Source organism: Paenibacillus sinopodophylli, assembly GCF_005930355.1.
GTDB classification, from domain to species: Bacteria; Bacillota; Bacilli; order Paenibacillales; family Paenibacillaceae; genus Pristimantibacillus; species Pristimantibacillus sinopodophylli.
This window is the reverse complement of sequence record NZ_VDBO01000002.1, coordinates 493,656-505,974: the sequence shown is the minus strand read 5'-3', so window position 1 is coordinate 505,974 and position 12,319 is coordinate 493,656. Positions and strand designations below refer to the sequence as shown.

The following is a 12,319-nucleotide window of genomic DNA, read 5'->3' as shown; positions in this document are numbered from 1 at the left end:
ATGTTTTTTCAAGTAAGATGTGATCAAATTTGACCAAATCGTGCTATGTATCTACTTTATCACTTCTTTTCGCCGAATGCACTAATATTGAACGAAAAAAGAATCGGATTAACGCCTCGCATCTCTGCTCTGTACGCATCCGATTCCTCTTATTTACTACAGTATTAATGAGCAAGTGCTGACGATTCCGCTTTGATCTTCTCGGCTTCCTTTTTCAAGGATGGATCACTGTTTACGATCGCTTCAATCTGTTCCCAAGCGGCTTCTGATTTTACGGCGGTATCGTCTGAGTGCTTTGGGGAGAAAGCAGAAGCCTCTTCCCTTATCGATTTGCTCATGATCTTGGACATCGACTTACGGGCGGCTGTAGAGCAAAGATCTGACAGCGCATGACCTGCCCATGCCACCGCTCCTGGCTGCTTTCGTGATACATACACGGTCGCTGCCGCGCCAATTAAACCGCCAACTAAAAAACCACTTAACTTCATATTCGCGAGCACCTCTTCCTTCTTAGGCTTTCGTCCTCATCGAATAGTCTGACCGCTTGGCATCACGCTCATTCTTAATAAAATAAGGAAATCATCCTAATCCTGCATTTGGGCAAATATGATACAATGGGGTCGATTCAGCATAAATACAACATCGCTTTGGAGGAATGTATGTTATGAAAAACCGCCATTTGATTATCTATTTGGTTCTTATAGGCACGCTGCTCACATCCTGCTCAGCTAATCACACTGACAAGTCTGTCACTGTTTCCAATGAAGTATCGAGTACAGAGATGGTGACGCCAGCTGCAGTCATCCCTTCGGCAACGGATGCTCAGCTCTCTAGCCCAGCCAATACGGAGCCGATTCCCACTCCAACATTGACTACAACCGAGGAAGGCAAACAGCCAGAAGCACGATATGAAATGAATGCTGCTTACCGGTTGGTGCCGATCTCAACAAATGCAACAGATAAAGTAGTTTTGCTCACCTTCGATGATGGCCCCAAAGATTCAGTAGTGTTGACAAGCCTCCTCGATACACTGGATAAACATGATGCCAAAGCTATATTTTTTGTCAACGGCTACCGTGTCAAACAAAACCCTGATTTGTTGAAGTTAATCGATAAACGAGGGCAAACAATTGGCAATCATTCTTGGGACCATATTAATCTCAAGAACGAAGCAGCTGATATTGTCGATAAACAAATCAATGATGTTCAAACTGCTGTTGAGGCATTAATCGGTAAAAAACCTACCTTCTTCAGACCCCCATACGGTTCTGGCGGGGACGATGTTAAAAAAATAGCAAAAAACCACGGCATGCTCTACATGACGTGGTCTAATGGCTCACTCGATTGGGATAAATCTGCTAAGGATAAACCCGAAGTAGTCATCAACAATGTGATGGAACAGCTCCATCCAGGAGCTAACATTCTCATGCACGAGCTGAAGTGGACGGCCGAAGCACTCGATAAGCTGCTTACAAACTTAGAAACGAAGGGCTATGGTTTTATTGATCCATCCAGCATTGCCATTAGTCCGTAAACTTCGTGCCATACCAGAACAAACCAGCAACCAAGCTGACGAATAAAACAAAGAGCAGATTATAATACCATTTCGTCAATTTATAATTACTCGAATGATGTTTTTTTCGCCTAGGCGGCAGAGCATCACCTTTATTGGAATCCGTTCCGATGCTAGGCGGCCTTGCCGCCCTTTCTTGCTGCTTATCTCCCCTTGAGCTTCCAAACTTTTCTTTCCTGCTCATGACTCCCTCCTGAAACGTATGATCAACCCCATTATAAAATCAATTAAGAAATGAGCGATAATCGGAGCAAGAATCGAACCGGATTGCACATAAATCCATCCTAAGCCATAGCTGATTGAGAAAACGAGTCCGGTAGGAATCCAATGCTTCAAATACCTTACATGAATAGTAGCAAAAATAATGCTTGTCCAATAGGGACCAATGGCATGTTGTATGGCCCCTCGGAACAAAAGTTCTTCGCATATCGCAACGACGAGCGAAATAACAGCAATATGCCAGATCGGTCTGTTGCCAAAGATCCGCTCGTTTACCCCCCCGTCATCGGCCGCTTCCTCCGGTACAAACCTTGAAATGAGCAAATCAACGATAATAACGGCTGCAGCAAGACCCACTCCCCAATACACAAAAGCAAGCTCCTTAGGAGGTGTAAATAAGGTAATTAAATTTTGATGCTGAAATAAAACCCATATCAAACCGATAATAAAAGTGAAGCCTTGTGTTGCATATAAATTAATAAGGAGCATACGGTCATCCAGATCGTCAACGGACACTTTGCGTACACGAATGTTGCGAATATCAAACTTTTTCATAGCTTCCCGCCTGTCCAGAACGTTCTTATTTTCTTTTACCATCTTTTCACCTATACTGATAGGACAAATTAGACAGCATTATTTTCTTACATAGAAGGAGATAGAGAGAGATGGAAAAAAAATTAACGACTACGGCAATGTTATTCAGTGTTGGCTTCGTATTCATGCTCGCTTGCACGGTAGGCGCCTTTTTCTACGGCATTCAGATCGGCAGCGACAAGACAGAAGAAAAGTACAAGCAAGATGAACAAGGTGCAAAAAGCGCTTCTGCAACTGTAAGCCCTTACCAGCAGCAGGATTTGGTCTCATTCTATCATACTGTATTTTTGCCATACCGTGAATTTCAGAATGAATGGTTCGCTGCCATGAATAAGCTATCTCAAGGAAAACCGACTGAAGCAACCTCGATGTTCAAGGATCTGTCCAGCTTGGCAGAAGAGAAAGCCAAGGATGCAAGCTCAGTCGATATGCAGAAATCTCCACTGCTCGGACAAGCTCAGGTCAGTTACATCCGCAGCCTGAAGCTGTTCAAAGATGCTGCAACCAAGGCTGCCACAAGCGCCAAAACGTTAAGCAGCAACGAGCTGAGACAAAATGTTGAACAAGAGAAAAACTACTTGTCAGCTTCTCAATTCGCGCTTAGTGCACAGCAGGCTTATTATTCTGCTATGTTGAAATGGGCAGCAACTGTAAATCTTGATATCCCTGGCGATTACAAGTCACCATCCCTGCTGCAGCTAACACAGTGGAAAGACCTCACTTTAACTGTAAAAAACAAACTGATGGCCGATCAACTCATGACGCGCAAGAAGCTTACGAACTATTACCCACAGGATTTGACGAGCCGCGTTGACGAATTTATTTATTCCGGACAGCCTGCAAAAATGAAGGTTCACACCGTATCCGCTGTAGTAGACCTACTCATTAATACCGAGGCTGTTCGCACAGGAGACTTCTCAGAAAGCAGACTGCGTTTCTATCAGGAGGAATTGATGCCACAGCTTCCGTTCTTTACCTCGGACACCAATTAATCCTGCTTTACTAGTATGAATCAATCATATTGAAATCCTTTTAACAAGGCTATAGCTGCCATTCCGCCGTTTACGTTGTGGAGTTCGCTATAGCCTTGTTCTTCTAAATATCGGCATACAGACAAGCTCCGAACTCCATGAGCACATATGATGTAAAGCGGCTTACTATCTGTTATTTCATTTAAACGCATCGGTATCGTATTCATTGGAATGAGGACAGAAGTCTCCAGATGGTAATAGTCCCATTCAAACTCTTCTCTTACATCGATAAGCTGACTCGCTTCTATACTTCCGCTTTCCAACAAATCCAGCATGAATTGCGGTGTCACATCCTGCCAATTCGTCATGAATAAAGACCTCCCCTGTCGTATTTTGTTGCTTATGATGCTAGAATCATAACGAAATTTTCACATTTCAGCAAGTTTGAGGATTGCTTTTGTCCACCCCATTGCATTAAAATAGAAAAGTCAAAGATCGATGATCAAACTCTCGACCCGCTGCTGCACAACGGTGCCGGGCTGAGGGTTTTTCTGTTCATATTAAGCGAAGCCTTGGAGCTTCACACCCATTTAGGAGGCATACTTCACATGTTTAAAGTGTTAGTTTCCGATCCAATTAGCGATTTGGGCATTCAGCAGCTTGTTGATGCGTCAGATGTCGCAGTCGACAAAAAACCTGGACTCAGCGAGGACGAATTGGTTGCCATTATTGGCGAATACGATGCGTTGCTCGTCCGCAGCCAAACAAGAGTAACACCAAAAATCATGGAAGCAGGCAAGCAGCTCAAAGTTGTTGGCCGTGCAGGCGTTGGTGTCGATAATATCGATCTTGACGCAGCTACACAACGAGGCATTATTGTAATCAATGCGCCAGATGGCAATACGATTACAACTTGTGAGCATACGTTTGCGATGATGATGGCGGTTGCCCGTCATATCCCTCAAGCTTATATGAAAACTGTTAACGGTACATGGGATCGCAAATCCTTCCTTGGCGTTGAGCTTCGCGGCAAAACGCTCGGCGTGCTTGGTATGGGACGTATCGGTAGCGAAGTTGCAAAACGCGCGAAAGCTTTTGGCATGGACATTATGGGGTATGATCCGTTTATGACGGAAGAGAGAGCTGAGAAGATCGGCGTGAAGCTTGCTAGCGTAGATGATATCGTGCGCAATGCTGATTTCATGACTGTACATACACCACTCACTCCAGAAACGCGCCATATGATCGGCAAAGCGCAATTCGAAGTAATGAAGCCTGGCATGCGCATTATCAACTGTGCTCGCGGCGGAATTATTGACGAGATTGCACTTGTTGACGCAGTGGATGCAGGTATTGTTGCCGGTGCAGCATTCGACGTATTCGAAGTTGAGCCTCCTGCTGATGATCATCCATTCCTGACACATCCGAAAATTATCGTTACACCGCATCTTGGCGCTTCTACCGTAGAAGCACAAGAAAACGTTGCTATTGACGTTTCTGAGCAGGTACTTCACATACTCCGCAGTGAGCCGTTTATCAATGCGGTTAATATGCCTCCAATTCCGGCTAACCTGCAAAGTATTCTACAGCCATACTTCACGCTTGGCGAGAAGCTTGGAAACTTTATTGCACAAGCGACAGAAGGCGCAGTAACGGAGATCGTAGTCGGCTATGCCGGTGAGCTTGCTGAGGTCGATACTCAGCCGCTTACACGTTATATCGTTCGTGGTGTTCTCGCTCACCACCTCGGCTCAGAGCAAGTCAACGTCGTTAACTCCTTGCACCTTGCCAAAGTTCGCGATGTTAATATCGTGGTTCAGAAGTCGCATACTTCGAAAGATTTCACGAACCTTGTAACGGTATCCCTTCGTACGAAGAAGGAAGAACGTGTCGTTTCTGGTACACTGCTGACTGGATATGGACCGCGTATCGTACAAATTGATAAGTTCCCTGTTGACGTTACGCCAGAGGGCAATCTTATCTTGATCTCGCATAACGATAAGCCTGGTATTATCGGCCGCGTTGGTACTTTGCTTGGTAGTAATGATGTTAACATTGCAACCATGCAAGTAGGTCGTCAGCTTGAGGGCGGTTCCGCGATCATGGTGCTTCGAGTTGATAAAGCAACGCCTAAAGAAGTTCTTGAGCAGCTTACGAACATGCCTGAATTGAACACTGCAAAAGAAATTACTCTTTTCTAATAAATATGCGTAAACGGCTGAAGCCGCCAAAGGCGGCTAAGCTAAAGTTTCGCGTAGAAATATAGATAACGTATAGCCTAACGATATACGTTCCTATATTATTACAAAAAACAGCCAATCAGATCATCTGATTGGCTGTTTTTGTTTCACGAGCAACAAGAATTATCTGCTGTATTCTACAAAAATAGCGTCCCAATTGGGACGCTATGACAATGACTGATGAGCTTCGACAGGAAGCAATAATGTGAATGCAGTACCTTTTCCAGCACTGCTGTCTACGACTATTCGCCCATGATGCAAGTCAATCAAGTTTTTGACGATAGCAAGACCAAGCCCAGTCCCGCTAGAAGCTCCCCGTTTACGCGCCTTGTCAGCCTTATAGAAGCGTTCGAATATATAGGGCACATCTTCGGACGGAATCCCTTGTCCCTCGTCTCTGACTGTCAACTGAACATACTCGCTGCCGTTCACCTGCTCCAGCTGTCCTGCAATCGTAATTGACTTGCCAGACGGCGTATGCCGGAGCGCATTATCAAGCAGATTGGTCAACACCTGCTCCAGCCGATCCTCATCCGCCTCCTTAACAAGCAAGGGCTCTCGCGGCATCTCTGCGTGAAGCTTCACTTCGCGCTCCTTCGCATACACCTGGAACTTCCGATGTACCCGCTTCAGTACATGTCTGAGATCAACCTCTTGAAAGTTCATATCGACATGTCCAGCTTCCATGCGCGCGATATCTAGGAAGTCATTCACAAGTCTGCCCATTCTCAACGATTCATCATAAATAACTTGAACAAGCTCTTTCCGATCTTCCTCTGAGACGACAATATCATCAAGCAGTGCTTCGCTGTATCCTTGCAGCATGGAAAGCGGCGTTCTAATCTCATGGGAGATATTCGCCACGAAATCGCGTCTCAGCTTCTCCAGCTTATGCTCTTCAGTGACATTCCTTATAACAGCAACGGCTCCGCGTATGACACCTTTCGATTGAAGCGGCGCCATCACGACGGACCATACGCTGCTAAGCACATGTACTTTATCCGTCGCGTCACGCCCCTCTTCCATGACGCTCTGAAACAGCTCGCGCAATGGCATCGGAACCTCAGAGAATGTCGATGAGCTTTCAAACAAATCCTCTTGCCAAGCTTTCTCTACGCCTGACCACTGATTAATAAGCAAATGACCGCTCGGATTCGTTAGTATGATTTTCCCATCTGCATCGAAAGTGATAACAGAATCACCCATACTTCGTAATATACTCGCCAAATGGTTTTTTTCATGATTCAAATCGTGAATGAGCTTATCAAGCTGCTCGGTCATATGATTAAAGGTTTGTGCAAGCTCCCCAATCTCATCGCTAGAGCGAATGTTCACTCTTGTCGAATAGTTTCCTTGCGAGATGGAATCTGCCGCACCCTTCAACTGCAATAAAGGCTGTTGAATTTTTTTAGATAAGAAGAAAGCGAAAAAGGTAGACAACAAAAACCCGATTATAGCAGTCAGTACAAACAGTACCTTGACCTGATGTGCGTTGGTGTCGACCCAAATGTCCACATATTGAAGCAGGAACACGCCAACGATCAACAATACGACAACAACAAGAAGCATAATCGTTGCCCAGAGCTTCCCGACTACGCTTCGCCATAGCTTACCAGCTGAACGCTGCCACACGTTCATTTATTTCGGTACCTCTAGTTTATAGCCAACGCCCCATACGGTCGTGATCATGGCTGCCGCATCTGGTGAGACCTTGTTCAGCTTTTCTCTTAGACGCTTCACATGAGTATCTACCGTACGCAGATCACCAAAAAACTCATAGTTCCAAACATCCTTGAGCAGTTCTTCACGCGAGAACACTTTATCGGGAGATACGGCCAAGTAATGCAGCAGCTCATACTCTTTAGGTGTCAGGCTTACTTCCTGCCCACCTGCTGTGACACGGTGCGCATCATGCTCAATTATGAGATGAGGAAACACAATATTGTTGCTTGAATTAATTTCTTTTGTTAGAAAAGCTGTTGCAGAAGATCGTCTTAATATCGCTTTCACCCGGTAGATAACCTCACGCGGGCTGAATGGCTTCACCACGTAATCATCTGCACCAACCTCGAATCCTTGAACGCGATTCATCTCCTCGCCCTTTGCCGTTAGCATAATGACTGGAGTTGCTTTCACTTGACGAAGGCGTGAGCAAACTTCTACGCCATCGATACCTGGCAGCATCACATCTAACAGAATGAGCGCATAATCCGTATTCGAAGCGAGTCTAAGTGCTGTTTCCCCATCTTCGGCCTCGTCGATTGTGTAGCCTTCTTTCTCTAGATACATCTTGAGCAGACGGCGAATCCTTTCCTCGTCGTCCACGACCAATATACGGCTTGAATAATCAGACATAAGGCAAAACTCCTCTCAAACTAAATACTAAACGCCGGAATACGAATGCAAGCCTGCGATAATAAGGTTGACCCCTACTAACGTAAACAATACAACTACGAAGCCAATGACAGCAAGCCAAGCTGACGGCTTGCCCTGCCAGCCGCGCGAAAGTCGGAAATGCAAGTAAGCACTGTAATAAAGCCATGTAATGAGAGCCCATACTTCCTTAGGATCCCAACCCCAGAAACGTCCCCAGGCGATATTTGCCCAGATCATAGCGAATATCAATGCACCTAGCGTGAAGATTGGGAAGCCAATTGCGATAGAACGATAGCTGATCTCATCCAAGTCTTCCGGATCAACACCATCCATCATCGGATGGATAACGGCACCCAGTGGTTTGCGGAACACAAGTCGGAGTAAGCCATATAGCAAGCTGCCTGCAATAACGGACCAAACTACGGTATTCAGCTTACGTCCTGAATTTACGCCGTTCATCCAATAAGGTGCTTCAAAGATCGGCTGGTTCATTCCTAAAAACGAATCATATTTAACTACATTACTATTGTAAGGCTTAACGATTGGAGGAAGCGTATAATCGACTGTTTCAGTAATGGTCGATTCGATTCCTTTCCCGTCTATGCTGGACTTCTCCTGTGTGAACTGTGCCTCGTAGCCTGCGCCGCGGAAAGCAAATACCGCAATGATGAAGCCCACGATTAGCAAAATAGAATACAACGAGAATTCTACCCAGAACTGCGAACGCTTTGCTTCCTTCGTCTTACCTTTGAAATCCACAACTCGCAGCAAATACATTAACCCAGCAGCGAATCCGACTGCGAAGAACGCTTCGCCAAGCGCAGCTGTCGTCACATGCACCTTGAGCCAGTAGTTGTTAAGCGCTGGAATTAATGGCTGTACCTCTTGCGGAAACACCGAGGCATACGCCACAATGATAACCGTTAGCGGCAGTGTAAACATGCCTAGCAAAGGCTTTCTATAGATGGCAAATACAATTGTGAATGCAATCATAATAGCCATGCCAAGAAAAGTCATAAACTCATACATATTACTCGTCGGAATTTGACCGCTTCCTGCCCAACGTGTGAAGAAAAACGTCAGATGCGAAGCAAGTCCCAGACTTGAGGTGATAAACGCAATACGTCCCCAGCGCTTCTCATGCAGCAAAGGCTCACGATTGCTCCACTTCTTACCTGCAATGGCAATAACGTAGAACATAAAAGCAAAACAATAAAGAAAAAATGCGACAATAAAAGCGTCGCTGCTAAAATCAACTAAACTCACGCGTTATTCCCTCCGTTATCAAGCGACTTCGGATCTACGGTTATCCCTATTTTTTGAAGCGCTCCCGCAACCTCTGAGCGCATACCGTACCAGTTTTTATTCGTATGTGCACCTAATGAAAGCTCTCCCTCATCAATGCGAAGCCAAATCCGGCGATGCTGCCAATAAGAACCCATCAGCAGACCGATCATTGAGAATGCCGCGCCTACCCAAACATAAGGCAATGCTCGATCCATCCTTACATTCAAGTAGGTAGATGCTTCAGAGAAATCAACATTTTCCATACCGTCTACTCTGATCTCGATCTTGTCCGCTACAGCATGGTTAATCACATCCTGCGAGAACTTAACCTTGTCCTTCTGCATCGGGAAATACATATAAGGCTCACCTTCCGGCTCCAGACCTGGGCCTTTCACCGTAAAGACGAATGCCGGTGCAATTGGATCTCGGGAAAGCGTTGTAGGCTCACCGTTATCGCCAATTGCAAATTCCATGTAATTCGCATACAAATCAAGCGTATATGGACCAAGCTTATGCTGCAATGCAGAATCCTTCATAGGCAGATCGAACGGGCCGTATTTCTCCCCCGTTTTTTTATCTACCAGTATAGGGTGCACAGCATTTAATCGCGGAGTTGTATCAAAGTCGAACTGATACAGCTTTAAACCTTTATACGTGAGCGGTTCATTGACAATGATATTATGCCGCTTTACTTCTACGAGCTCAGGCTTCCTCGTTTGATCCGAACAGTTGCTCACACATTCGTAAAGCACTGCTTTTGTTTCAAACAGCTTCGCGCGGGCAGTACCCTTGAGTTGCTCCGGCAGTTCATCATCCGTATAGAATTCCACCGTAAACTTCTCGTTTTTCACAAAATAATTCGTATCCGCGATTTGGATCGTATCGCCGTCTGGAATCGTTATGTAGCTATCCATTTGCCAGCTCGGAATACTTCTTGCCAGAATCGCAAGCAGGAACAATATTAATCCAATATGGTTAATATACGGTCCCCAGCGGCTAAACCTGTTTTTCTCTGCTAACAGAGCTGAGCCATCCCGGTGAATACGATAGCCTTTTCGCTTCAACTGTGTACCGAATTCTTGTACCCACTTCTCTTCATCCAAGGCAATCGTCTGCTTGTACACCGTCTTCTGGCGATGGATGAACTGCAGATGCTTGCGGATTTGCTGCTTGCTAAGAGCCCGGTAAAGGGGCAATACACGGTCAAGACTGCAAATGACAAGCGATGTCCCAATCATAACCAGCAGACCGATGAACCACCAGGTTTCATACGTATGCGACAGGCCGAGCAAATAATATAGCTTGCCAGGCAAACCGTACGTTTGCTCGTAATAGACAGATGGATCAAAGTTATTGATAAAGGTATTTTCCTGCGGGTAGATCGTACCGAGCATAGCTGTCAAAAAAGTAAGGACGATCAAGTAAATGGCGATTTTGACAGAAGAGAAGAAATTCCATATTCGATCAATATAATTCGGATTGCTCTTCTGCGAACGGCGAGCCACCCCGTCGTAACGCATTTCCAAAGGCAAATCGGACACTTCATTGTGCTCCAGCGGTTTCCCGCAGTTCTCGCAGAGCACAGTTCCAATTGCATTCTGATGCCCGCACTCACACTTTGTGTTCTCAACCACTAACACAATAAAACCTCCTAAAGCTTAAGCAATCTCTCAATCCGCTCATCAATCTCAACCTCGGTCATTCCGCCTACTTTAATTTCCATTAATGTACCGTCCGGGTTAATGAAAAAAGTAGTAGGATATGACTTTAATCCGTAGCTTCGCTCCGTCTTGCGATTGACGTCGCGTAAGATCGGATAATTCAAATCGAAGCGGCGAACAAAATTGTTCACGGTCAACGTATCCTCACTTAAATTAATAGCCAAAATAACTAAGCCTTGATCCTTCCACTTCGCATACTGCCTTTCAAACTCAGGCATTTCCTTCACGCAGGGTGGACAAAACGTGCCCCAAAAGTTCACCACAACGGCTTTGCCTTCATAATCGGACAATTGCCTCGCATTGCCTTCTAAATCGAGAAGCTCGAAAGCAGGAGGCTTGTCTCCTTCCTTCAAAGGGCCTTTGTTATCGGCAGCAAATAATGTAGATCCAATTGCATACCCACCTATGATCAAGACGGCAAGCAGAATGACGATTTGTACCGTCTTGCGCGATTTTCCCATAATTGAATTCACCACCAGCTTCTCTAAATGCAGTCACAATATTACCATTATAACGAAAATTCGACGGCAATTACTGCCGCCGTCGATTACTTTTTATGAACTTTATGTGTCTTGCTGTTCGCAATATCAAGCAATTCCTTAACTTCCACTGGCGTCAAATGACGATACTTTCCGCGAGCTAGATTTTCAAGCCCAAGCTCTCCGAAACGGATTCGCTTCAGCCTTATAACCTTATGGCCAATTGCCTCGAACATCCTACGAACCTGACGGTTACGTCCTTCAAATATCGTGATCGTAATCGTTGCTTCGTTTCCATCGGTATCCACATCATGGTATTCCACTTCTGCCGGAGCTGTCATCCCGTCCTCCAGCTTAATACCCTTCTGGAGCTGCTCAAGCGCGGTTCCATGTGGCACGCCTTTAACGGTTGCACGATAAGTTTTGGGCACATGATGACTTGGATGTGTAAGCAAGTTGGCGAACTCTCCATCATTTGTCAGAAGAAGCAGCCCTTCCGTATCATAATCCAATCGCCCGACTGGATATACTCTCTCTTTGATGCCTGGCAAGAAATCGGATACTACTTTACGGCCTTGGGGGTCCTTGGCGCTTGTAATAACACCCTTGGATTTATTCATCATGAGATAGAGCTTCTTCTCACTTCGAATCGCCTTACCGTTAACGGATATCGTGTCGACAGCCGGATCAGCCTTCACACCAAGCGTCGTTACCTTCTCACCGTTAAGCTCAACCATCCCTGCCAAAATCATTTCTTCACATTTGCGACGGGAAGCGATTCCCGCAGCGGCTAATATTTTCTGTAAACGTTCCAATGCTTTCACCTCAATCTCCATCATAACGATATGAGGAAGAAAGT

Annotated in this window: 13 protein-coding genes; 3 read left to right on the top strand and 10 right to left on the bottom strand. The window is 45.5% G+C overall.

Translation table 11 applies throughout. The features are described 5' to 3' along the window. Nucleotides 1-164: 164 nt before the first annotated feature. Entirely contained in the window at nucleotides 165-488 is a 324-nt protein-coding gene (locus tag FGT79_RS14315) for a hypothetical protein (protein WP_138753470.1), read from the bottom strand. A 176-nt stretch (nucleotides 489-664) separates the two neighbouring features. Here FGT79_RS14315 and FGT79_RS14310 point away from each other — a divergent pair, with 176 nt between their 5' ends. Further along, nucleotides 665-1,534, top strand: coding sequence for a polysaccharide deacetylase family protein (locus FGT79_RS14310; RefSeq protein ID WP_138753469.1), 870 nt, complete (start codon nucleotides 665-667; stop codon nucleotides 1,532-1,534). On the opposite strand, the gene FGT79_RS14305 is transcribed toward FGT79_RS14310, so the two are convergent. Both FGT79_RS14305 and FGT79_RS14300 read right to left on the bottom strand, forming a co-directional pair. After that, a complete protein-coding gene (locus FGT79_RS14305) occupies nucleotides 1,524-1,757 on the bottom strand; it encodes a hypothetical protein (protein WP_138753468.1) in 234 nt (77 codons plus the stop codon). The two genes, FGT79_RS14310 and FGT79_RS14305, sit on opposite strands and share 11 nt — an antisense overlap. Beyond that, nucleotides 1,754-2,347, bottom strand: coding sequence for a CPBP family intramembrane glutamic endopeptidase (locus FGT79_RS14300; protein WP_138753467.1), 594 nt, complete (start codon nucleotides 2,345-2,347; stop codon nucleotides 1,754-1,756). The genes FGT79_RS14305 and FGT79_RS14300 overlap by 4 nt, the downstream gene beginning before the upstream one ends. Nucleotides 2,348-2,457: 110 nt before the next feature. Here FGT79_RS14300 and FGT79_RS14295 point away from each other — a divergent pair, with 110 nt between their 5' ends. Continuing rightward, a complete protein-coding gene (locus FGT79_RS14295; protein WP_138753466.1) occupies nucleotides 2,458-3,378 on the top strand; it encodes a hypothetical protein in 921 nt (306 codons plus the stop codon). A 20-nt stretch (nucleotides 3,379-3,398) separates the two neighbouring features. Here the strand turns inward: FGT79_RS14295 and FGT79_RS14290 are convergent, their stop codons facing one another. Beyond that, on the bottom strand, nucleotides 3,399-3,725 hold the full coding sequence (locus FGT79_RS14290; protein ID WP_138753465.1) for a rhodanese-like domain-containing protein: 327 nt from the start codon (nucleotides 3,723-3,725) through the stop codon (nucleotides 3,399-3,401). 240 nt (nucleotides 3,726-3,965) lie between these two features. On the opposite strand from FGT79_RS14290, the gene serA reads away from it, so the two are divergent. After that, nucleotides 3,966-5,558 carry a phosphoglycerate dehydrogenase gene (gene serA / locus FGT79_RS14285; RefSeq protein WP_138753464.1) on the top strand — a complete coding sequence of 531 codons (1,593 nt, stop codon included), beginning with the start codon at nucleotides 3,966-3,968 and terminating at the stop codon, nucleotides 5,556-5,558. Nucleotides 5,559-5,762: 204 nt separating this feature from the next. Here the strand turns inward: serA and FGT79_RS14280 are convergent, their stop codons facing one another. From FGT79_RS14280 to FGT79_RS14255, 6 genes are all read right to left on the bottom strand, one after another. Next, nucleotides 5,763-7,235 carry a HAMP domain-containing sensor histidine kinase gene (locus FGT79_RS14280; protein WP_138753463.1) on the bottom strand — a complete coding sequence of 491 codons (1,473 nt, stop codon included), beginning with the start codon at nucleotides 7,233-7,235 and terminating at the stop codon, nucleotides 5,763-5,765. Then, nucleotides 7,236-7,952, bottom strand: a complete 717-nt coding sequence (locus tag FGT79_RS14275; RefSeq protein ID WP_138753462.1) for a response regulator transcription factor — start codon at nucleotides 7,950-7,952, stop codon at nucleotides 7,236-7,238. Between the two features lie 27 nt (nucleotides 7,953-7,979). Further along, a complete protein-coding gene (gene ccsA, locus FGT79_RS14270) occupies nucleotides 7,980-9,239 on the bottom strand; it encodes a cytochrome c biogenesis protein CcsA (RefSeq protein ID WP_138753461.1) in 1,260 nt (419 codons plus the stop codon). After that, nucleotides 9,236-10,894 (bottom strand): cytochrome c biogenesis protein ResB, encoded by a 1,659-nt coding sequence (gene resB, locus FGT79_RS14265; protein WP_138753645.1) that lies wholly within the window; start codon nucleotides 10,892-10,894, stop codon nucleotides 9,236-9,238. The genes ccsA and resB overlap by 4 nt, the downstream gene beginning before the upstream one ends. 17 nt (nucleotides 10,895-10,911) lie before the next feature. Beyond that, a complete protein-coding gene (locus FGT79_RS14260; RefSeq protein ID WP_138753460.1) occupies nucleotides 10,912-11,442 on the bottom strand; it encodes a redoxin domain-containing protein in 531 nt (176 codons plus the stop codon). 86 nt (nucleotides 11,443-11,528) lie between these two features. Continuing rightward, entirely contained in the window at nucleotides 11,529-12,275 is a 747-nt protein-coding gene (locus FGT79_RS14255) for a pseudouridine synthase (protein ID WP_138753459.1), read from the bottom strand. Nucleotides 12,276-12,319: the final 44 nt, after the last annotated feature.